General features: G+C 68.6%; 17 protein-coding genes. 4 read left to right on the top strand and 13 right to left on the bottom strand.

The features are described from left to right. From GM672_RS18765 to wrbA, 9 genes are all read right to left on the bottom strand, one after another. On the bottom strand, window positions 1–1,264 hold a 1,264-nt coding region (locus GM672_RS18765; protein WP_155472062.1), incomplete at its 3' end, for a DEAD/DEAH box helicase. Beyond that, entirely contained in the window at window positions 1,261–2,364 is a 1,104-nt protein-coding gene (locus tag GM672_RS18760; RefSeq protein ID WP_155472061.1) for a threonine aldolase family protein, read from the bottom strand. The genes GM672_RS18765 and GM672_RS18760, both read right to left, overlap by 4 nt. Then, window positions 2,361–4,229, bottom strand: a complete 1,869-nt coding sequence (locus GM672_RS18755) for an ABC transporter transmembrane domain-containing protein (RefSeq protein WP_155472060.1) — start codon at window positions 4,227–4,229, stop codon at window positions 2,361–2,363. Before GM672_RS18755 ends, GM672_RS18760 begins: the two co-directional genes overlap by 4 nt. A 46-nt stretch (window positions 4,230–4,275) precedes the next feature. Continuing rightward, entirely contained in the window at window positions 4,276–5,352 is a 1,077-nt protein-coding gene (locus tag GM672_RS18750; RefSeq protein WP_155472059.1) for a lipocalin-like domain-containing protein, read from the bottom strand. Then, window positions 5,352–7,946 carry an ABC transporter permease gene (locus tag GM672_RS18745; protein WP_229427784.1) on the bottom strand — a complete coding sequence of 865 codons (2,595 nt, stop codon included), beginning with the start codon at window positions 7,944–7,946 and terminating at the stop codon, window positions 5,352–5,354. The genes GM672_RS18750 and GM672_RS18745 overlap by 1 nt, the downstream gene beginning before the upstream one ends. Window positions 7,947–7,954: 8 nt before the next feature. Further along, window positions 7,955–8,353 (bottom strand): DUF4124 domain-containing protein, encoded by a 399-nt coding sequence (locus tag GM672_RS18740; RefSeq protein ID WP_229427785.1) that lies wholly within the window; start codon window positions 8,351–8,353, stop codon window positions 7,955–7,957. Between the two features lie 35 nt (window positions 8,354–8,388). Then, complete coding sequence (locus GM672_RS18735; protein WP_155472057.1) at window positions 8,389–9,795, bottom strand: FAD-binding oxidoreductase; 1,407 nt, start codon at window positions 9,793–9,795, stop codon at window positions 8,389–8,391. Then, window positions 9,792–10,208, bottom strand: coding sequence for a DUF2069 domain-containing protein (locus GM672_RS18730; RefSeq protein ID WP_155472056.1), 417 nt, complete (start codon window positions 10,206–10,208; stop codon window positions 9,792–9,794). The genes GM672_RS18735 and GM672_RS18730 overlap by 4 nt, the downstream gene beginning before the upstream one ends. Then, window positions 10,208–10,831 (bottom strand): NAD(P)H:quinone oxidoreductase, encoded by a 624-nt coding sequence (gene wrbA / locus GM672_RS18725; RefSeq protein WP_155472055.1) that lies wholly within the window; start codon window positions 10,829–10,831, stop codon window positions 10,208–10,210. Before wrbA ends, GM672_RS18730 begins: the two co-directional genes overlap by 1 nt. A gap of 69 nt (window positions 10,832–10,900) precedes the next feature. On the opposite strand from wrbA, the gene GM672_RS18720 reads away from it, so the two are divergent. Beyond that, window positions 10,901–12,292 carry a YihY family inner membrane protein gene (locus GM672_RS18720; RefSeq protein WP_155472054.1) on the top strand — a complete coding sequence of 464 codons (1,392 nt, stop codon included), beginning with the start codon at window positions 10,901–10,903 and terminating at the stop codon, window positions 12,290–12,292. On the opposite strand, the gene GM672_RS18715 is transcribed toward GM672_RS18720, so the two are convergent. Next, window positions 12,274–13,032: an alpha/beta fold hydrolase gene (locus GM672_RS18715; protein WP_155472053.1), complete on the bottom strand. Its 759-nt coding sequence runs from the start codon at window positions 13,030–13,032 to the stop codon at window positions 12,274–12,276. The two genes, GM672_RS18720 and GM672_RS18715, sit on opposite strands and share 19 nt — an antisense overlap. Window positions 13,033–13,348: 316 nt before the next feature. Between GM672_RS18715 and GM672_RS18710 the strand changes: the two genes are divergently transcribed. Then, the gene (locus GM672_RS18710) at window positions 13,349–13,816 is read left to right on the top strand and encodes a CBS domain-containing protein (protein WP_155472052.1); all 468 of its coding nucleotides are present in this window, start codon (window positions 13,349–13,351) and stop codon (window positions 13,814–13,816) included. Window positions 13,817–13,880: 64 nt separating this feature from the next. Here the strand turns inward: GM672_RS18710 and GM672_RS18705 are convergent, their stop codons facing one another. After that, window positions 13,881–16,145, bottom strand: a complete 2,265-nt coding sequence (locus GM672_RS18705; RefSeq protein WP_155472051.1) for a putative bifunctional diguanylate cyclase/phosphodiesterase — start codon at window positions 16,143–16,145, stop codon at window positions 13,881–13,883. A 241-nt stretch (window positions 16,146–16,386) separates the two neighbouring features. Between GM672_RS18705 and aroC the strand changes: the two genes are divergently transcribed. Next, complete coding sequence (aroC, locus tag GM672_RS18700) at window positions 16,387–17,496, top strand: chorismate synthase (RefSeq protein ID WP_155472050.1); 1,110 nt, start codon at window positions 16,387–16,389, stop codon at window positions 17,494–17,496. 39 nt (window positions 17,497–17,535) lie between these two features. Next, window positions 17,536–18,699 (top strand): MFS transporter, encoded by a 1,164-nt coding sequence (locus tag GM672_RS18695; protein ID WP_155472049.1) that lies wholly within the window; start codon window positions 17,536–17,538, stop codon window positions 18,697–18,699. Here GM672_RS18695 and GM672_RS18690 read toward each other — a convergent pair whose 3' ends face one another. Together GM672_RS18690 and GM672_RS18685 are read right to left on the bottom strand one after the other, a co-directional pair. After that, on the bottom strand, window positions 18,700–20,211 hold the full coding sequence (locus tag GM672_RS18690; protein ID WP_229417811.1) for an HDOD domain-containing protein: 1,512 nt from the start codon (window positions 20,209–20,211) through the stop codon (window positions 18,700–18,702). Further along, a complete protein-coding gene (locus tag GM672_RS18685; RefSeq protein WP_155472048.1) occupies window positions 20,208–21,932 on the bottom strand; it encodes a putative bifunctional diguanylate cyclase/phosphodiesterase in 1,725 nt (574 codons plus the stop codon). The genes GM672_RS18690 and GM672_RS18685 overlap by 4 nt, the downstream gene beginning before the upstream one ends. Between the last annotated feature and the right edge of the window lie 251 nt (window positions 21,933–22,183).

Raw genomic sequence — 22,183 nt, 5'->3', positions numbered from 1 at the left:
GGCGCGGCTTGCGTGCGGCTGCGGCCTTTTGATTGGCGGACGCGGGCCGCGCGGGGTTCGTGGCGTTGGCAGGTCTTGCCGGCCGGGCCTTCGGCGTCGCCGGCGCCGGCGTACCGGTCAGCGGCACGCGGTGGTCCGCTTCGAAGCCGGGTTCCTCCTGGCGCGGCAGCACCTGGCCGGTCAATTTCTCGATGGCGCGCAGCAGTTCCACTTCGTCGGCGGCCACCAGCGAGATGGCCAGGCCGGCGGCGCCCGCGCGGCCGGTGCGGCCGATGCGGTGCACATAGTCTTCCGCGACGGTGGGCATGTCCAGGTTCACCACCAGGGGCAGGGCGTGGATGTCCAGTCCGCGCGCGGCAACGTCGGTGGCCACCAGCATCTGCACCTGCTGCGTCTTGAAGCGGTGCAGCGCCTGCAGGCGCGCCGGCTGCGGACGGTCGCCGTGAATTGCTTCGGCCGAAAAACCTTCCATCTGCAGTTGCTTGACCAGCTGGTCCACGCCCTTCTTCGTTTTCGCAAAAACGAGCACCTGGCCCCAGCCTTGCTGGCGTGCCAGGTGCATCAGCAGTTCCGGCTTGGCCTTCTTGTCCGTCGTGTAGACCAGCTGGCGCACGGTCTTCGCCGCCGCGTTGGCCGGGCTGGCCTGCACCGACAATGGATCGTTCAGCAGCTTGCATGCCAGCGCGCGGATGGTGTCGGAGAAGGTGGCCGAAAACAGCAAGGTCTGGCGCCGCGCCGGCACGGCCGCGAACACGGCGTCCAGCTCCGGGGCGAAACCCAGGTCGAGCATGCGGTCCGCTTCGTCCAGCACGAGGGTCTGCAGCTGGTCGAAGGTGAGCGCACCCTGGCGGTGCAGGTCGAGCAGGCGCCCCGGCGTGGCCACCAGCACGTCCAGGCCCTTGCGCAGTTTGTTGATCTGCGGTTCGATGGGCACGCCGCCGTAGGCGACGAAGCAGCGCAGCGGCAGGTTGGCGCCGTAGCGGCGGAAGCTGTCGTAGACCTGTTCGGCCAGCTCGCGCGTGGGCACCAGCACGAGGCAGCGCACGCCCAGCGGCCCCACTACGCCCGCCATCGTCAACGCTTGCAGGATGGGCAGCGCGAAGCCGGCCGTCTTTCCCGTGCCCGTCTGGGCCGCCGCCATCAGGTCGCGGCCCGCCAGCACGGCGGGGATGGCCTGCTTCTGCACGGGCGTGGGCGTGTCGTAGCCCAGCTCCGCCAGGGTGCGCAGCAGCGGGTCGATCAGGTTCAGCGATTGAAAACTCATTGCGCGGCCTCCAGTGCTTCGTGCCACGTGCGCAGCGCACCCAGCACCTGCTCATCGGCCAGGTTCAGCAAGTTGTCGCCCACATACCATTCCGTATAGCTTTGGTCCGGCAGGACCGAGTGGTAGACGTAGTTGTGCAGCCATGCGCGCTGTTCCTCGGCGATGCGGTTGCGCATTTCCAGCGCCCGTTCGCGCGCCACCGGCAGGTGCAGGTGCAGCATATTGGCGTGCGGGCGGGCCGGGTTCGGACGCAGCAGCGGAAAGGCGCGCAGCGCGTCGAACAGCCACTCGGTACGGCGGAAATACGCCGGCATGGCGGCCAGCCGGGCATCGAGCTGCATCGCGGCCGCCACCGCGTACGGCGAGCGGTGGATCACGTTCCCGCCCTGGCGGCGGTACCACTCGCGGGCCCGCTCGACGAAGGCGGCGCTGCCGGCCAGCACGGCGCCCCCCAGGCCGCCGATGCCCTTGTACAGCGACACGTAGATGCTGTCGAAGCCGGCGGCCACGTCGGCCAAGGGGCGGCCGTAGCCGGCGGCCGCTTCCCACAGGCGGGCGCCGTCCATGTGCAGGTGGATGCCGGCGCCGGCGCAGTGGGCCTTGATGTCGGCCAGTTCTTCCCATGACGGGCACTGCCCGCCGATCTCGCGCGCCGGCAGCTCCAGCGACACGGCACCGAGCCGGTCCGGGATGGCCTGCAGCTCGTCCAGGGTGAACGGCCGGTGCGGACTGCCCGTCTGCAGGGCCTGGAAATGCCCGAACAGCTGGTGGTTGCCCCGTTCGTGCTTCAAAATATGGGCGGTAGGGTGCAGTGCCACCAGGGGGCTGCCCCGGTCCATGCAGGCCAGGCGCAGCGCCGTGGCCTGGGCCATCGTGCCCGTGATGCAGAACACGGCCGACTCGACGCCCAGCAGGGCGGCGACCTTGCGTTCCAGCGACTGCAGCAGTTCGCCATCGCCGTATACATCGTGCTCGATGCCGTTCTGTTCGCACCAGGCGCCCATGGCGGCGAAGGTCTGCGCCGGCGTGTGCTGCCGGTGGCCGGGCAGCACCGTGTGGCAACGGTGGCGCAGCTGGCCTTCGTCGATGGCCGGCGTCATTGGGTGGCCTCGTCCAGCGCCGTGTGCGTCACGTGCACGCTGTGGAACTGCAGTGCGGCCAGGTTGGCGTAGATGCCGCCCAGCGCCACGAGCGAACGGTGCGTGCCCGTTTCGACGATGCGGCCGTCTTCCATGACGATGATGCGGTCGGCGCGCTGCACGGTGGCCAGGCGGTGGGCAATGATGACGGTGGTGCGGCCCACCATGGCCGCTTCCAGCGCCGACTGCACCAGCCGTTCCGATTCAGCGTCCAGCGCGCTGGTGGCTTCGTCCAGCAGCAGCAGGGGCGGATTTTTCAGCAGCGCGCGGGCGATGGCGATGCGCTGGCGCTGGCCGCCGGACAGGCGCACGCCCCGTTCGCCCAGGAAGGAATGGTAGCCGTTCGGCAGGCGCTCGATGAATTCATGGGCTGCCGCCATTTTCGCCGCCTGGATCACTTCCTCGTCGGTGGCGCCGGCGCGGCCGTAGCGGATGTTTTCCATCGCGTCGGCCGAGAAGATGACGGTATCCTGGGGCACGATGCCGATGGCGTCGCGCAGGGTGTGCAGGTCGAGCTGGCGGATGTCGACGCCGTCGAGACGGATGGCGCCCTGCTGCGGATCGTAGAAGCGTAGGAACATCTGGAACAGCGTGGTCTTGCCGGCGCCGGAAGGGCCTACCACGGCCACCGTTTCGCCCGGCTTGATATCGAGCTGCACGTGCGCCAGCGCCGGGGCGTCGGGGCGCGACGGGTAGAAGAAGGTGACGTTCTCCAGCGCCAGCGCGGCGCCGTTGGCCGCGCGCGGCGGCAGCGGCACGGGGCGGGCCGGCGACTCGATGGCCGACTGCACGGACATCAGTTCCAGCAGCCGCTCGGTGGCGCCGGCGGCGCGCTGCGCCTCGCCCATCACTTCGGACAGGGCGCCGATGGCGCCGGCGACAATGGACGCGTACAGGATGAACTGCCCCAGGTCGCCGCCCGTCATCGTGCCTTCGATGACGGCGTGCGCACCCAGCCACAGTACGAAGACGATGGTGCCGAACACCAGTACGATGGCCACCATCGTCAGGAGCGCGCGGGCGCGGATGCGGCGCATGGCCGTGGCAAAGGCACGCTCCACCGAGGCGCCGAAGCGCTCCGTCTCGATCTTCTCGTGCGTGAAGGCCTGCACCGTCGGCATCGCGTTGAGGATTTCGCCGGCCACCGCCGAGGCGTCGGCGATGCGGTCCTGCGAGTCGCGCGACAGGCTGCGCACCCGCCGGCCGAACATGACGATCGGCAGCACGGTGAGGATCAACAGGCCGATGATGATCGCCGACAGCTTCGGGCTCGTCACGAACAGCATCACGAGGCCGCCGGCGAACAGCAGCAGGTTACGCAGCGCCATCGAGATGCTGGTGCCGACGACGGCCTGGATCAGGGTCGTATCGGTGGTGATGCGCGACAGGACTTCGCCCGTCTGCGTCGTCTCGAAAAACGCCGGGCTTTGCCGCACGACGTGGCGGTACACGGCGCTGCGGATGTCGGCCGTGACCCGTTCGCCCAGCCACGACACGGTGTAGAAGCGGGCCGCGGTGGCGATGGCCAGCACCGTGGCCACGCCGAACAGGGCCAGGAACACGGCATTCACATGCTCGATGCTGCGCACGCCGGCCGAAGCGCCGAAGCCCAGGTCGATCATCTGCTTGAACGCGTACGGAATGGCCAGGGTGGCGCCGGCGGCGACGGTCAGCGCGATACCGGCCAGGATGAACTGCAGCCGGTACGGCGCCAGGAACGGCGCCAGCCCGCGCAGGGCGGCGATACTGCCTTTCTGCTGTTCCCGTTGGGTGCCGCCCGGTGTGGCGGTCTGCTGCTTGGCATTGCTGGTGGTGCTGTTGCTCATTATGATGGCTGCAAAAGTGAGGCAGTTTCGTTGATGTTCGTGGGCGCTACAGTTCCATCGGCCGCACATAACCCGACAGTTCCAGGTAGGCGCGGCCGGCCGGCTTGCCGTCGCGGCTGACCGTCACGGCGCCTTCCCAGTACACCGCGCCCGTCGAGCGGCGCGAATCGAGTTCCTGGTCCGGCTGCAGGGGTTCGACCTCCCAGCTGGTGGCGCCCGTGACGATGCGCTGCGCCACCGGGTAGGTGGCGTTCGTGCGCGGCGAGCGCCAGTGACGGCGCGGCGTGAACTGCACGTCGTCCGGGCCGAACTGCGTGATCTTACCGGAAGCATCGCGCCAGGTGGCGTGGGCCCACAGTTTAGCACCTGTCTTGCTGCGGATCTGGAAGGCCATCAGGGCGCCGCCGTCGTCCAGGTTGGCGCCGACCCAGTCCCAGCCCGCCGCGTCCGGCCCCAGCACGCGGGTCGACCATTCGTGATCGAGCCACGTCACGCCCGTTACCGTCTCCTTGCTGCCGTCGGCGCGGGCGATGGTGCCGCCCGTGCGCAGCTGCGGCTTGCTGTAGTAATAGCTGGCCTGTTCCGGGCGCGGGCCCTTCTGCGAGTACCCCCGTTCGCCGTGCACCAGCACCGGCTGGGTCGGGGCCAGGTCCAGCGCCAACGTGAAATCCCTGGCGCGGATCGTCACGGTGTAGGTGCCGTCGGCCTTGCGCACCATGCGCCAGTCGTCCAGCTTGATGTCCGTGTCGCCCGTCTTCGCGTAGGCCAGGCCGAAGCCCTCGCGCGCGCTGCGTTCGTCGTGCAGCAGCTTGCCCCGGGCCGGGTCGGACAGGGCGGCGTGGCCGATGATCAGCTGGCGCGCGGCGAAGCGGCTGGGATTGTCCACGTTCGTTGCACCGGCGCTGCGGAAGAACGTCACCTGGTAACCGAGCTTGCGGCCGCCGCTCGTCGTCAGCCAGCCAGTGGCATACCACCATTCCGTCTTGAAGCCCGGGTGGGCGCCGAAGTCGCGGGGGAAGACCAGCGACTGGCCCGGCGGCAGCGGCGTGACGGGCGTGAACATGGGCGGCGCGGCCAGCGCGGCAGAGCACAACAGGAGCAATAGCAGGAACAGCCGGCGCATCACCAGTCCTCCCGCACGGCGCGGATCGGCCCGCCCGACAGGGCCTGGCGCCCGGACACCAGCGCCGTCAGCATGGCCGCCACCAGCAAGGCACAGGCGACGCTGGCCAGCGACGGCCACGGGTAATGGGTTTCCATGGTCCAGTGGAAGGACTGCGGGTTGACGACGTGGACGAGGATCAGGCTGATGGCCCAGCCCAGCACGAAACCGGTGCCGATGCCCAGGGCCGTCAGCGCACCGCCCTCGAAGGCAAGGATGCCCAAAATCTGGCCGCGCGTGACGCCGACGTGGCGCAGCATGCCGAATTCCTTGGCGCGCGCCAGGGTCTGGGCCGAGAACGTGGCGGCCACGCCGAACAGGCCGATGACGATGGCGATCGCTTCGAGCAGGTACGTCACGGCGAAGCTGCGGTCGAAAATCTTCAATGACAGCGCGCGGATTTCCGTCGGCGCCGTGATGTCCAGCGCGCCGCCGAAAGGCAGGCGTTTCAGGGCTGCCTGGGCGTCGCCCACGGTGGCGCCCTTGGCCAGCCACAGTGCCGCGTCGCTGACGTCGGCGTCGCCCGTGAAGCGGCGGTAGTCGTCGCGGGCGATCTGCACGGCGCCCGTGGCGCGGGCATAGTCGCGCCAGACGCCGGCGACAAAGAAAGCGCGCGGCATGCCCCGCAGCGGCAGGTTCAGGGTGGCGCCCGGTGCGATGTCGTACAGGTCCGCCATTGCTTCGGACACCCACGCGGCCGGCAAGGTGTTGCCAGGCGGGCGCACGGCGGGGCTGCCGACCAGCACCAGGGCCTTGTCCGGATGGGCCGGATCGATATCGCGCGCCAGCAGGGCCACGGCGGGACGGCTGGGCACGAGCGATACGGCGCCCAGGCGCATGAATTCGGCGCGGGCGACGCCGGGCGCCGTACGGATGGCTTCCTGCTCGGCCGGCGTCAGGCCGGCCGTGGCGCCACCGCTGGCCGTGCGGGCATACAGGTCGGCCGGCAGCACCTGCAGGATCCAGTTGTCGACCGAGACGCGGAAACTGGCCACCATGATCCCCATCGCCACCATCAGGCTGAAGCTCGACAGCACGCCGCCCAGCGCCACGCCGGCCTGGCTGGACGCATTTGCCAGGCGCGCCAGGGTGAGCGCGGGCACGGCCGGCGCGCCGGGGCGGTGGCGGGCGTAGGCCTGCCACCGCCGGTGCGCGGCGCGGAATGTCAGCGACGCGATGCGCGGCATCAGGGCGATGCCGCCCAACAGCAGCAGGGCAATGGCCAGGTAGCCGAAGATGGGCAGCTCGAACACGGGCGGCAGTTGCGACATGGCGGCGGCAATGGCAATGCAGGCCAGGGCCGGCCATGCGGGAGCCAGCCGGGCCAGCGCCACTTCGTCGGAACCGGACTTCAGCGCGACGGCGGGCGTGGCGCGGGCCGCCTCCCAGGCCGGGGCGGCGCAGCCGAGCAGCGCCACGCCCACGCCCAGCGCGAAATAGACCGTCGCGGCGACGGGCGTGAACTGCACGGTGGGCTGCACGCCGGCAAAGTAGCCGGCGCCCAGGTCGCCGCCGAATAAGCGCAGTGCGGCGGCGGCGATGGCGTAGCCGCCGGCGATGCCGACGACGGCACCCAGCACGCCCAGGCTGAAGCCTTCGAGCAGCACTTGGCGCAGCAGCCGCCCCCGTTCCATGCCCAGCACGCGCAGCAGCGCGAACTGGCCGCGCCGACGCATCACGGACAGGGCCTGCGTGGAAAAGACGAGGAAGGCGCCCGTGAACAGGGCCACCAGGGCCAGCACGCTCAGGTTGACGCGGTAGGCCCGGCTCAAGTTGCTGTTGCGGCTTTCCTGGTCGGCGTCGTTCGGCTGGCCGACGCGAAAACGCCCCGGATAGTCCTGCTGCAGGGTGCGCGCCAACGCTGCCTGGAAGGCATTGCGGTCGACGCCGTCGCGCAGCTTCAGGTCGACGCGCGACAACTGGCCCAGCCGGCCGAAGCGCCACTGGGCCGCGCCGATGTCCATCACGCCGAGGCGCTGGCCGACCCGGGCCCGGCCCAGCGAGCCGGCCACGCGCAACGTCAGGGGCCGCGTGCCGACCTGGAACGTCACGGCCGATTGCGGGCCCGGTGCCACGTTCAGCCACGCCAGCGCGGCCGGCGACAGGAACAGCACGTCGTCGCCCAGCGTGTCGGCGGCCTGGCCGTCGCTTGGAGTGCCGATCAGGTCGGGCGTGATGAAGCCTGCGCGGAACACGTCCAGCGCAATGATGCGCAGGGGCGGCCGGCCATCGGGCATCGACGCATTGAACTCGAGGATCGGTGAGGCGACGGCGACGTCCGGGTGCGCGGCCAGCACGGGGTAGATGGCTTCGTCGAAGGTGGGCTCGGTGCCGGCCACCTGCACGTCGGCCTGGCCCGACAGGCTCTTGATGGCGGACGAGAATTCGTTGAAGGCAGCCGCGTTGATCAGGTGGATGGCAAAACCCAACGCCACGCCGACGGCAATGGCCGCGACGGCCGTGATGGCCCGCACCGGGTGGGCGCGCCATTCGCCCAGCAGCAGCCAGCGCGACAGGCGGCGCAGGGAAGCGGAACGGGAGGAGGGCACTAGCACGACAGGGTTCAAGCGGGGCACTCCACGGCCAGCCGTTCGGCCGCGCGCGCCGCCTTCAGCCGCGCGCCTTCCACCGCCTGCGGCGCGGCGCGCCGAACGTCGTCGTCGGCCCACTTGCGATCGAGCCGCAGCTTGTCGCACTTCTGGCGGCGCAGGCCGGCGGCGCGGTCCAGGCGCGCGTCCTCGCGCTCCTGCAGTGCTTGGCGTTTCAGGCGCTGCTGTTCCAGTTTTTTCGATTCGCGCTGCATGCGTTGCAGGTCCTTCGCCGCATCGGGGCTTGGCGCCGGCGCCGCCGGCGTGGCCAGCACGGTTTCCGCGCCCCGTTCGCAGGGCGTCTGGCTGTATGTCACCTGGCCGCCCGCCGTGCACTTGTACACCTGCGCCTGGGCAGGAGCGGCGGCAAGCACTGTCAAGGCCAACGCCAGGACGTGGGCGGCGCGTGTCACAGGATCTTCCCCGGATTCATCAGGTTCAGCGGGTCCAGTGCGGCCTTGATGGTGCGCATCAGGTTCAGTTCCACCGGGTCCTTGTAATGCGCCAGCTCGTCGCGCTTCAAGGCGCCGATGCCGTGCTCGGCCGAGATCGAGCCGCCGAAGGCGACGACGGCGTCGTGCACGACGCGGTTGACGGCGGCCTGGTTGGCCAGGAAAAGCTCGTTGGGCGTGCCGGCCGGCGGCGCCACGTTGAAGTGCAGGTTGCCGTCGCCCAGGTGGCCGAAGCACACCAGCTGGCAGCCGGGGAAGGCCTGTTGCAGCAGCGGCGCAGTGTGGGCGATATAGTCGGCGATGCGCGACACGGGCAGCGAGATGTCGTGCTTGATGTTCTTGCCGTCGGCCGCCTGGGCCAGCGGGATGTGTTCGCGCAGGCGCCACAGGCCTTCGGACTGGGCCACCGAACTGGCCACGACGGCGTCGAGTACGATACCCTCTTCCAGCGCGGCGCCGATGGCCTCTTCCAGCAGGGCCACGGCGTGGCCGGCCGATTCGGTGCTGGACAGCTCCAGCAGCGCGTACTGGGGATACGCATCGGCGAAGGGGCGGGGCAGGTCGGGAAAATGCTTCGCCACCAGTGCCAGGCAGTAGGCCGACATCAGCTCGAACCCCGTCAGGCTGGCGCCGGCCCGGTCCTGCATCAGCGACAGCAGGCGCAGCGCGTGCGCCGGCGAAGGCAGCGCCGCCAGCGCCGTGATGGACGCCTTCGGCTGCGGATACAGTTTCAGCACGGCGCCCGTGATGATGCCCAGGGTGCCTTCGGCGCCGATATACAGGTCGCGCAGGTCGTAGCCGGTATTGTCCTTGCGCAGGCCGCGCAGGCCGGACCACAGTTCGCCCGACGGCGTTACCACTTCCAGCCCCAGGCACAGCTCGCGCGTGTTGCCGTAACGGAGAACGGCCGTGCCGCCCGCGTTCGTGGCCAGGTTGCCGCCGATGGTGCAGCTGCCTTCGGCTGCCAGCGACAGGGGGAACAGGCAGCCCTGCGCCGCCGCGGCTTCCTGCACATGCTGCAGGATGCAGCCGGCATCGACCGTCATCGTGCGGTTGACGGCATCGACGGCGCGGATCGTGTTCAGGCGGACCAGCGAGATGACGACGGCCGTGCCGGCGGCGTCCGGCACGCTGCCCAGCACCAGGCCCGTGTTGCCGCCCTGCGGCACCATCGGCACGCGCGCTGCCGCGCAGGCACGCACCAGGGCCGCCACTTCGTCGACACTGCCCGGACGCAGCACGGCCAGTGCCCGGCCCGTGAAGCGCCCGCGCCAGTCGCGCAGTAAGGGCGCCATGTCCTCGGGCGCATCCAGCACGTGGGCGGCGCCGGCAATGGCGCGGCACTGGTCGAGAAAAGCGTTCATGGGTGGCCGTTCCGGCTGTTCGATCCCTTGTTGACCTTGTCCAGCAGTTCGCGCGCGGCCCGCTTGGCGGCGCGCTTGTAGGGCTGCACATACGCCAGCGCGCAGACGAAGAACACCGTCACGAGGACCGCTTCGCCCCAGCCCAGCCACGGCATTACGCGGTCGCTCCAGCCGCGCACGACGCCTTCGATGAAGTAGACCAGGATCATCATCGAGGTCCACTGCAAGGTGTACAGGTCGCGCTTGATGATGCCGATCAGGGGGAACAGCAGGGGCACGGCCTTCAGGGCCAGCCACGAGCCGCCCGGGTGCAGCGGCGCCAGCACCAGTTCCCACGCCAGGCACCAGGCGATCAGGATGCCCACGCTGAAGAGGGCGCCCCACCAGGCCACTTTCTGGCGCAGGCCGTGCATCAGGCGCTCCGCGCCAGGCCGGCGTTCATGCGCACCGCCGTTTCGGCCAGTCGCTTGCCCATCGCCACGGCCAGGCGCTTTTCCTCGTCCGTGACGGCCTTCTTGCCGTCCAGGCCGGACCAGTGGCTCGGTCCATACGGGGTGCCGCCGCTGGCCGTCGTCATCAGGTCGGGCTGCGTGTAGGGCAGGCCCATGACCATCAGGCCGTGGTGCAGCAGGGGGATCATCATCGACAGCAGGGTCGATTCCTGGCCGCCATGCAGGCTGCCGGTGGACGTGAACACGCAGGCCGGCTTGCCCGCCAGGCTGCCTGCCAGCCACTGGCTCGACGTGCCGTCCCAGAAGTACTTCATGGCGGCGGACATGTTGCCGAAGCGGGTCGGCGAGCCGACCGCCAGCGCGGCGCATTCTTCCAGGTCTTCCAGCTCCACATAGGGCGCGCCGTCGCCCGGCACGGCCGGCGCCGTCGCCTCGGTCACGGTGGAGACGGCCGGCACGGTGCGCAGGCGGGCGTCGCAGCCGGGCACGCTTTCGATGCCCTGGGCGATCAGCTCGGCCAATTTACGGACGGAACCATGCCTTGAGTAGTACAGCACCAGGATTGTCAGGTTGGAATCATTCATCGTTGGTATTATATGGCCCTTTGTGCACTCTTGTGGACTTGCTATTCGCCGTCCCGCCACCCCCGCCGCATGCCGACCAACTACCTGACGCCCTTCATCCAGTACATTGCGCAGCGCTGCCGCCGCGGCATGGCCGAATTGCGCGACCTGTCGTGGAGCGAAGTGCGCGACCTGTTCCTGTTCGCCCGGCGCCGCCTGCGCGAGGAAAGCCTGCCCCAGGTGGCCGGCGGCCTGACCTTCACCACCGTCTTCGCCCTGGTGCCGGTGCTGACCATCGCGCTGGCCGTGTTCACCACCTTCCCCATGTTCAAGTCCTTCCGCACGGCGCTGGAGGCCTACTTCATCCAGAGCGTCATGCCGAAGGCGATCTCGAACACGATCCTCAGCTACCTCACCACGTTCGCCTCGCAGGCCACGCGGCTGTCGGCAGTCGGCGGCGTCACGCTCGTGCTGACGTCGGTGGCGATGCTGGGCATGATCGAGCGCGTGTTCAACCGCATCTGGCGGGTCAAGGCCGAACGGCGCCTGACGCGGCGCATCCTGGTCTACTGGGCCCTGATCACCCTGGGACCGCTCGTGGTGGGCGTGTCGCTGTCGCTGTCGACGCAGGTATTCTCGGCCACCACCAGCCTGGTGGGCAATGTCGCCGGGGCGCTGTTCTACACGGTGCTGTCGCTGGTGCTGACGACAGCCGGCTTCACCTTCCTGTACATGGCCGTGCCGAACCGCTACGTGGACTGGCGCGATGCGCTGGCCGGGGGGCTACTGGCCGGCATGGCCTTCGAGCTGGCCAAGCGGGGTTTCGCCGTCTTCATCACGCAGTTCCCCACGTATTCGAAGATCTACGGCGCGCTGGCGGCCTTGCCGCTGTTCCTGCTGTGGGTCTACCTGTCGTGGATGATCACGCTGGTGGGCGCGCTGCTGACGGCGGCGCTGCCCGTGGTGAAGTACGAGCGCTGGTGGCACGAGCCGGCGCCGGGCAGTGCTTTCGTCGATGCGATGGCGGTGCTGAAGGTGCTGTATGTGGCCTGCCGCTGCGGCGACACGGCCCTGGTCAGCGCCAGCACGATCCGCGCCCGCACCCGCCTGGGCTTCGACGAAATGGACGCGCTGCTCGAACGCATGCAGGGCGAAGGCTGGGTGGGGCGGGTCAAGCTGGAGGCGCCGCCGCGCGTGCAATTCGGCAAGCACGTGGGCAACGACGCCGACAGCTGGGTGCTGCTGGCCAATGCCGAGCGCCTGACCCTGGCCGAAGTCTACCGGCTGTTCGTGTTCGGCGGCATGCCCGTCAACGCGGGCGTGGCGGGCGAAGTGGGCAGCGCCGGCGATGCCCGCGAAATTGAGGCCGACCGCGAGGCCAGCCGCGAGGCCGCCAGCCTGGCGCGCCAGGTCGAGGATGCCGTCGAGACGGGCCTGGGCCGCACGCTGGCCAGCCACTTCGGTCAGCTGGACTGCCGCTGAGCGGACGTGCCGAGGAAATCGGCCAGCGCCGCCCGCACGGCTTCGGGCTGGTCCGCCATCAGCTGGTGGCCCGCGTCGACCTGGGCCAGCACGGGGTCGGGCAAGGCCGCCAGCAGGGCCGTGGCGCCGGCCGGCGGCGTCATCACATCCTGGGCGCCGGACAGGAACAGCACGGGGCAGCGCACCGCGCCGGCCGCCTGGGCGCCGTTGGCGTAGGCCTTGCACGCGGCCAGGTCGTTATGCAGCAGGTGGACGGGGTTCGCCGCCGCCACGCGCCGCATCAGCGCGCGCGATGCCTCGATGCGCTCGTCGGCGCCCGGCGGATGCGACCAGCCGGCCACCATGTCGATGGCGGCCCCTTCGTCTTCCAGCGCCGCCTTCAGCAGGGTACCGGACACCTTCATCGGCCACGTGCTGCCCAGCAGGGCCAGGTGCGTGACCCGCTCGGGCGCGCGCGCCGCCGCTTCCAGCGCCACCAGGGAGCCCATGCTGTGGCCGACGAGGGCCGCCTGGGCGATGCCCTGGCTGTCCAGGGTCGCCAGCAGCCAGTCGGCCATTGCCTCGACGCTCGCCAGCGGCGTGCCGGCGGCGCCATGGCCGGGCAGGTCGGGCGCCAGTGTGCGCCAGCCCTGTGCGGCGAAGCGGCCGGACAAGGCGGTCCATACGCCATGGTCGTTCAGCGCGCCGTGGAGAAAGACGATGGCGGGCGCGCCGGGGGCAGTCGGCTGGGAAGGGGTCATGCGGGTCTCCTTGGATATCTTGTTGTCGGGCGAATGGCAAGAGCGATGCCAAGCGCGATCCTAACCGCTTTGATGGACAGGTCAACACTATTGCATCTGTCATATGTGCGAGGCTGGATTTTTTCGCGGCCATAGGCTACATTCGCTGAAACAAGAGCAAAACTCGCAAGCTGTTTCAAGATGGGCATGCCGGCATCACAGTCTGGGCCATGTTGAGACAGTTTCCTGGCACATTTTCGCCGGCCTGGCATCCGCCCGGCCCGGGCGTTTGCTCATCTTTTTCACCAGCATTTCCACCGCGGACAGGACGGCCACCATGAAAGTCTCAGAAATCCTTCAAGTCAAAGGCAATATCCTCTATACGATCAGCCCCGACCAGCCGCTGTCGGAAGCGGCGGACACGATGGCCGAGAAGGACATCGGCTCGCTGGTGGTGATGGAATACGGCGACCTGGTCGGCATGCTGACCTTCCGCGAAGTGCTCAAGGCCTTGCACCACAACCAGGGCACGGTGGGCGGCGGCACGGTGCGCAAGCACATGGACGACCACCCGATCACCGTCACGCCCGACACGGAAGTGAACGAAGTACGCCGCATCATGCTGGAAAAGCACGCGCGCTACCTGCCCGTGATGAACGCCAAGACCCTGCTGGGCGTGATCTCGTTCTACGACGTGGCGCGCGCCGTGCTGGAAGCACAGAGCTTCGAGAACCGCATGCTCAAGGCCTATATCCGCGACTGGCCGGCCGAGGAAGACGAGTTCGCCGCGACGAACCAGCGCTGATCCGGCGCTCGAAGGAACGCAGAACGCTGCCGTGGCAGCGTTTTTTATTGCGCCGGCGTGGAGCCTAGGCGCTCCTGCGCGCCTCGCCGGCCAGCCAATCCGACAGCTCGTCGGCCGGCATGGGCCGGGCGAACAGGAAGCCCTGCGCCAGCGGGCAGCCCAGGTGGTACAGCACCTGCGCCTGGCGTTCGTCCTCGACGCCCTCTGCGACGATCGACAGGCCCAGGTTGCGGCCCAGCTGGATCACCATTTCGGCGATGCTGCTGCCGCGCGAGGAACCGGTGATTTCCGTGACGAAGGCGCGGTCGATCTTCAGGCGGTCGACCTGGAGGCGCTGCAGGTGCGACAGCGACGAGAAGCCCGTGCCGAAGTCGTCGATGGCGATCTTGACCCCCGTCTGGCGCACCTGGTTCAGCATCTCGATCAGCATGTCCGGTTCTTCCATCGCCATCGATTCCGTGATTTCCAGTTCGACGAAGGCGGGCGGGGCACCGGAATCGTCCAGCGCGCGCCGCAGCATCGACAGGAACTGCGGGTGGCGGAACTGCACCTGCGAGACGTTGACGGAGATCGTGAAGTCCAGGTGCCCGGCCGCGCGCAGGCGCACCAGTTCCTTGCAGGCCGTGCGCAGCACCCATTCGCCCAGTTCGACGATCAGGCCCGAATATTCGGCGATGGGAATGAAGCGGTCCGGCGGCACGAACTTGCCGTCGCGCGTGCGCCAGCGCAGCAGCGCCTCGGCGCCGACGGGGTGGCGGCTTTGCAGGTCCACCTGCGGCTGGTACATGACGAACAGCTCGTTCTGGCTGAAGGCATTGCGCAGCGCGTGCATCATGCGCACCCGTTCGCGGATCTCCACGCCCATATTGCGCGAGAAGTAGAAGTAGCCGGCACGCTGCTGCGTCTTGGCGCGCTTCAGGGCAATGTCGGCATCCTTCAGCGCATCGCTGCCGCTGCTGCCGTCATGCTCGGCCAGCCGCACCAGGCCCAGGGTGGCCGTCAGCTGCACGTCCTGGCCTTCGATGTTGAAGGCTTCCTGGAACTGGCCCAGCAGGTTGGCAGGGTTGACGTACAGGCCGTCGCCCAGCACGCAGAAGATGTCGCCGCCGATGCGGGCCACCGTCAGGTGGGGACCGGCCTCGGCCAGCCGGTGCTGCAGGCGGCTGGCCACGGCCGTCAGCAGCATGTCACCGAATTCGTGGCCCAGCGCGTCGTTCGTTTCGGCGAAGTGATCCAGGTCGACCAGGGCCAGCACGGCGTCGCTCCGCGCGGCGCCGGCCAATGTGGCGTCGAGGATCTCGACCAGGCGTGTGCGATTCGGCAGCTTCGACAGCGTGTCGTAGAACGCCGCCTCGTGCAGGTGGGCCACCAGCTCGACATTGTCCAGGCCCACGGCGACGTGGGCGGCAAAGACGTCCAGCAGCCGCTCTTCCAGTTCCGTCGGCAGGCGTGCCACGTCCAGCTGGGCGACGAAGGTGCGGCAGGCCTTGCCGGCGAAGTACAGGGCGACGGTCGAATCGGTGTAGACGTTGCGGCGCTCGGCCAGCGCGCGGGCGGCCAGGGCCGGCAAGGGCTGCGCGCCGGCCAGCTTCAGGCGGCTGCCTTCCAGCGGCGCCCACGCACCGGTGGCGGCGACAGCGTGCAAGGTGCCACCGTCACAGTCTTCCTGCACGCACAGCAGGCCGCTGCAGGGCTGGTTCAGCAGATTGGCCGCCTGCGCCAGCACGCCGGCGGCGAAGTCGCGCACGCCGTGCAGGGCCATCAGGTCCGTGCTGGCCTGCACGATGCGGTTCAGGCCACGGCGGCTGTCGCCGATCTTGCGGATCTGCTCATACGAGCGGATCGCCGACGTCACCGTCGTGTACAGCTTGATGCGGGTCAGCTCGGACTTGGTCTTGTAGTCGTTGATGTCGAAATCGCGGATGGCGTCGATCTCGGGCGCGTAACCCGGCTGGCCGGTGCGCAGGATGATGCGCACGTCCGCCAGTTTCAGGTCCTCGCGGATATGGCGCACCAGGTGCAGGCCGGCGTCGTCCTGTTCCATGACGACGTCGAGCAGGATGACGGCGATCTCGCTTTCCACCAGCAGCATGTCGCGCGCCTGGGCGGCCGAATAGGCGTGGACGAACTCGAGCGGGCGGCCCTGCATGTCCAGGTTACCCAGCGCGAACGTGGTGGTGGAATGGACGTCCTCGTCATCGTCGATGATCATCACTCGCCAGACGCCACGCTGCGCGAGGGGCGGCATCTCGGCCGGCGGCTCGTCCAGGAATATCAGATCGTCCTGACCGTCCCTATCGATGGCAAGGGGCGTGTTCGTTGGGGGCATGCGTCCTTCTCCGAATAGTGCCTTGGTTTCCCCCGTCAAGTATATAGGGGTTTGAACAATGGCCGAAGCAAGTATGGCGCAAGCGGCCGGATTTCCCCGGCGTTATGTAAATTTTTGACAAATAATTGATGTTTTTACGCAATAAATTTCGGCGGCGGGGCGTCAAAAATGGCCTGGCTGGCAGAGAGCATGCTAAAGCGGTAAAATTGCCAGTTCCTTCCTCACCCATCAGCGCTTCTCTATGTCCGGCAATTCCTTTGGCAAGCTGTTCACCGTCAGCACATTCGGCGAATCCCACGGACCGGCGATCGGTTGCGTCATCGACGGCTGCCCGCCGGGCCTGGCCCTGACGGAGGCCGATATCCAGACCGAGCTGGACCGTCGCAAGCCCGGAACGTCGCGCCACGTGACGCAGCGCCAGGAACCGGATGCGGTGCAGATCCTGTCCGGCGTCTACCAGGGCGTCACGACGGGCACGCCGATCGCGCTGCTGATCCAGAATGAAGACCAGCGCAGCAAGGACTACGGCAATATCGCCGAGAGCTTCCGGCCTGGCCACGCCGACTATACCTACTGGCACAAGTACGGCGTGCGCGATCCGCGCGGCGGCGGTCGCTCGTCGGCGCGCCTGACGGCGCCCGTCGTGGGCGCGGCGGCGATTGCGAAGAAGTGGCTGAAGGAGCAGTACGGCACGGAGTTCATGGGCTGCATGAGCCAACTGGGCGACATCGAAGTGCCGTTCCAGGACTGGCAGCACGCGGCCTCCAATCCCTTCTTCGCCGCCACCGTGGACTCCGTGCTGATCGCGCGCATGGAAGCGTACATGGACGCGCTGCGCAAGGACGGCGATTCGATCGGCGCCCGCATCGACGTCGTCGCCCGCAACGTGCCCGTCGGCCTGGGCCAGCCCATCTACGACAAGCTCGATGCCGATATCGCCTACGCGATGATGGGCATTAACGCCGTCAAGGGCGTCGAGATCGGGGCCGGCTTCAAGTCGGTGGCGCAGCGGGGCTCGGAACACGGCGACGAACTGACGCCGCAGGGCTTCGTCGGCAACAACGCCGGCGGCGTATTGGGCGGCATCTCCACCGGCCAGGACATCACCGTGTCCATCGCCATCAAGCCGACGTCGTCGATCCGCACGCCGCGCCGCTCGATCGACAAGGACGGCAATCCCGTCGTGGTGGAAACCTTCGGCCGCCACGACCCGTGCGTGGGCATCCGCGCGACGCCCATCGCCGAAGCCATGCTGGCCCTGGTGCTGATGGACCATGCGCTGATGCACCGGGCCCAGTGCGGCGACGTGTCCGTGCGTACGCCCGTCATCGCGGCCTCGAAGCTGGACTGATCCACCGGCGCCGCTCCGCCGGTGCCGCTCCGACTCTCGATGCCGCCACCCCAGGCCTTCCGCTTCGCCGCCTTCCTGTTCTGCTACTACGCCCACGCGGGCACCTTCGCCACCTACGCCAGCCTGTTCTTCGCCGGCGAGGGGATGACGGTGGCGCAGATCGGCGTGCTGATGTCGCTGATCCAGGTGCTGCGCATCGTCGGGCCGAACGTGTGGGGCTATGTCGCCGACCATTCCGAGCGGCGCGTGTTCGTCCTGCGCCTGACGGGCGTGGCCGCGCTGACGGCCTTTTCCGGCTTCTTCTTCGGCAGCACCTTCGCCCACTTCTGCGCGGCGATGATCCTGTTGAACCTGTTCACCAGCGCCCAGGGCCCCATCTGCGAAGCGCTGATGCTGTCCGCAATGCGCGGCGACCTGACGTACTACGGCCGCATCCGCCTGTGGGGCTCGGTGGGCTTCATCGTGTCCGTGATGGCGGCAGCCGCGCTGCTGGACCGCCATGGCACGCGCGCGCTGCCGTGGGTGGCGGGTGCCTTGCTGATGTGCGTGCTGGGGGCCGCGCTGCGCCTGCGCGAAGTGCCGCGCCAGCGCCACGGCGGACCGCGCCCGGCGCTGCTGGTCGTGCTGCGGCGGCGCGAGGTGCTGGCCTTCTTTGCATCGACGGCGCTGATGGTGGCGGCGCACACGTCGCTCTACACCTTCTATTCGCTGTACCTGGCGCAGGCCGGCTACAGCAAGGCCGTGATCGGCACCATGTGGTGCGTGGGCGTGCTGGCCGAAGTCCTGCTGTTCTATTTCCAGGCACCGCTGCTGCGCCGCTTCGGCGCGCGCCGGCTGATGTTCGCGGCCCTGGGCATGGCCGTCGTGCGCTTCGTGCTGATCGGCGGCGGCGCCGCCTCGCTGGCCGTGCTGGCGGCGGCCCAGCTGCTGCACGCGGCCACGTTCGCGCTGCACCACTCGTCGGCCGTGGCGACGATGCAGCGCTGGTTCGCCGGGCCCCTGCAGGCGCGCGGCCAGGCCCTGTACATCAGCATCTCGTATGGTATCGGCGGCACGGCGGGCGGCTTGTCGCTGGCGCGCTGCTGGGAGGCGTTCGGCCCGGCCTCGATCTACTTCATCGCCAGCGCCCTGGCCGCGCTGGCGACGGTAGCGGCGGCGCTGTCCTTCCGGTGGCAGCGGCTGGACGAAACGGCCGTCGCCTGATCAGGCGGCGCGGCTGCCCAGCACTTCCACCTGGTGGCGTTTTTCCACGGCGCGCATGACGAGCGCGCGCACGTCGTTCATCAGCGCGAACTCCGTTTGCGACAGGGCGATCGGCGGAAAACTTTCGTCCCAGTCGCCGTACAGGAAGCCGGCCGGCTGGCCGTTCGACGTCAGCGGCAGGATAACGAAGCTGCGCGCGTCGAGCAGGGTGCTCTTCCACCATTGCGGCAGCTTGGCGGCGAATTTCGGGTCGCGCGCGTTCTCGATGAAGATGACGCGGTCGCTGTTCAGGGCCGCGTGGAAGACGTTCGGTTCATAGCTGTCGTCGAAGCGCATCGTGCCCAGCTGGTCCTTCAGCTGCGCGGCCCCGGAGGGCAACTCGCCCAGGCACATGCGCGCGGCATAGAAGCCTTCGCGGCGGTTGCGCACGAAGGCCACGGCGCGCGAGAAGTCCAGTCCCTTGTAGATGGTCTCCAGCGCGATCGACACCATCTGGCCGGGGCTGGCGTTGTCGACCATGTCGCGCATCTCGGCCAGGCCTTCCAGCAGGAGGCGGTTGCCGGCGGCGCGCTGGCGCGTGCGGGCCAGTTCCCGGGCGCGCCGCTCGGCTGGCCGCGACAGGGGCGCGATCGACAATTCGGCGCTGGCCTGCTCGCGCGCCTGGGCGATGGCCGTGACGGCCATGTCCAGGTCCAGGCCCAGCATCGGCGCGTAGTCGCGCGTGACGTGGGCCAGCGCATCGGCGCCCGCTTCGTCGTCGTGCCACAGCAGTTCGGCGCAGCGCCGCGCCATCGTCGACAGCGCCGCCACCCATTCGGCCGGGTTGACGTGGGCGCCGCCTTCGATGGGATCGACGGTGGTCATGCCGGCCACCAGGTTGGTGGGCAGGCCCCAGCGCCGGGCGGCGGCGCGGCCGATGTCGGACAGCGAGATGCCCAGCAGCGGCACTGCGGCGGCGTCCTCGTTGCCGGCGCCGCCGTGCTGCTGCAGCCGCGCCCACGCCTCGGGCATGTAGAACGTCACCATCATCCGCCCCAGCATGTGCAGCATCGAGCAGACCACGGCCTCCTCGGTGTGGGCGCTGCGCACGGTGCCAGCCAGTTCGCGTGCGACCAGGCCGGCCAGCACGGCCTTCTCCATTTCGATATGGGCGTGGCCCGAGCCGTCGCCGGCGCCGGCCAGTTCCTCGATCAGCTTCAGGCCCAGTGCCAGGTGGCCGATGGCCTCCGTGCCCAGCACCAGCACTGCCTTCGAGACGGTGCTGACATGCTGGCCGAAGGCCGAGTACATGCCGCTGTTGGCCAGGCGCAGCACCTTCTGCGTCAGCACGGGATCCGACAGCACCGTCTCCGTCATGCTGAACTGGTTGTCCTCCTCGCCGCGCATGGCACCCAGGATGGCGCTGACGGCCTTGGCGAAGCCGGGCATGTCGCCCTGGCGGCGGGTGCGCTCCCACAGCAGGGCCAGGGTTTGTTCGCCGGTTGCGTTGCCGGCAGTGTTCAAGTCATTCATCGAATTGCCCGCTGCGCCTGTTCGCGCCCCGGATTTGCTCCCATCAGTTCGGCGTAATGGCGTTCCTTCAGGGCCGCGATGGCGACATTGGCCGCCATCGGCTTGCCCGTCAGGTAGCCTTGCACGTAACGGCAACCCCGTTCGCGCATGTACTGCATTTGTTCTTCCGTCTCGATGCCTTCGGCCACGACGGACAGCGACAGGTGCCGCGCCAGGTCCAGAACGGCGTTGCAGATGGCGCCGTCCTTTTCCGAGCCCGGCAGGTCGCGGATGAAGGCGCGGTCGATCTTCAGCACGGAGATGGGGAAGTTCTTCAGGTAGGCCAGCGACGAATAGCCGGTGCCGAAATCGTCGATGGCGATGCGGGCCCGGCGCTCGACCATCTTGCCCAGGATGGACTCGGCGTGTACCGGGTCGATCATCAAGGTGCCTTCCGTGATCTCCAGCACGAGCTGTTCGCCGGGCAGGCCGGAGAAGGCGATGGCGTCGTCCAGCACGTCGAGGAACTTATCGCTGCGGAACTGGCGCGGGCTGATGTTGACGGACATGTACAGGGGCCGTCCGGCCGCTTCCTGGAACTGGCGCAGCTGCACGCAGGCCGCCTTCAGGGCCCAGGCGCCCAGCAGGTTGATCAGGCCATTGTTCTCCGCGATGGGGATGAAGCGGGCCGGCGGCACCATGCCCAGGGTCGGATGCTTCCACCGCATCAAGGTCTCGAAGCCTTCGATCTCGCGCGTGCCGGCAGCGACGATGGGCTGGTAGTGCAGCATGAATTCGCCCTCGCGCACGGCCTGGAACATGGCCGCCTCCAGCGAGATGTCGTGCTCCGTGGGGCCGGCGTGGCGCGGGCTGTAGACGACGGTGCGGGCCTTGCCCGTGTGCTTGGCGCGCGACAGGGCCGCGTCGGCCAGCGCCACCAGGCGGATATCGTCCTCGGCGTGCTGCGGATAGACCGACACGCCGATGGACGCGCCCACGTGCACGGTATGCTGTTCCACCTCGAACGGCGCCTGCAAGGTCGCCAGCAGCCGCCCCGTGACGAGGCGGATCTGGGCTTCGTTGCAGGTGCCGGGCAGCACGGCGACAAATTCGTCGCCGCCCACGCGGGCCAGGGTGTCGCTGTCACGCAAGGTGCGGCGCAGGCGCACGGCCGCCATGCGCAGCACGGCATCGCCGGCCGGGTGGCCCAGGCCGTCGTTGACCTTCTTGAAGCTGTCCAGACCGATGGTGGCGACGGCGAAGCCCTGGCCGGAACGGCGCGCCTGGGCGATCGTCATGCGGATGCGGTCGGCCAGCAGCAGCCGGTTCGGCATGTCCGTCAAGGTGTCGTGCGTCGCCATGTGGCGCAGGCGCTCTTCGCTGGCCCGCTGCGCCGTCATGTCGCGGCCCACCACCAGCAACTGGGCACCGGGCAGGGCGGAGATGCGCAGCTCGAACCAGGTTTCCTGCTCGCCGGCGCGCAGGCGCACTTCGGCCCGGGAAACGCCGCCGGCGGCACCGTCGATCAGGGCCGCTTTCAGCACTCCCTGGTCCAGCTCTGCCACCAGCTGGCGCAGGCCCAGGCCCCGCAGCGAGGGCAGGGCGATCAGTGCCGTGCTGCGGCGGCTGGCGAACAGGATGCGGCCGGGCGCGTCGAGCCGGAACACGACGTCCCCCGCTTCCTCGAGCATGGCGTCGAGCGGGCTGTCGTGTTCGGGGAAGGAGGCGGCGCTGGCGGGCATCGGAAAGCCGGAATTCTCGTGGGTTTGAAATGAGAGTTGGTCAAAACAAAGGCGCCCGGAATCTTATCTGTCGGACCGGCAACAAATGTATCACTTTACGAGTATTTTTCACATCAAAACGGGATGAAATAGAGCAATAACTCGTATTGTTCACAGGAAAAACTACGGCGTGACCTTAAAAAAATGCATTGAATTAACACTTATGGTTGCGGTGGCATGTCATCGCGGCAATAGTTCGAGACTTGCCCGCT

Source organism: Pseudoduganella buxea (assembly GCF_009720835.1).
GTDB lineage: Bacteria > Pseudomonadota > Gammaproteobacteria > Burkholderiales > Burkholderiaceae_D > Rugamonas > Rugamonas buxea.
This window is presented reverse-complemented; position numbering and strand designations above follow the sequence as displayed.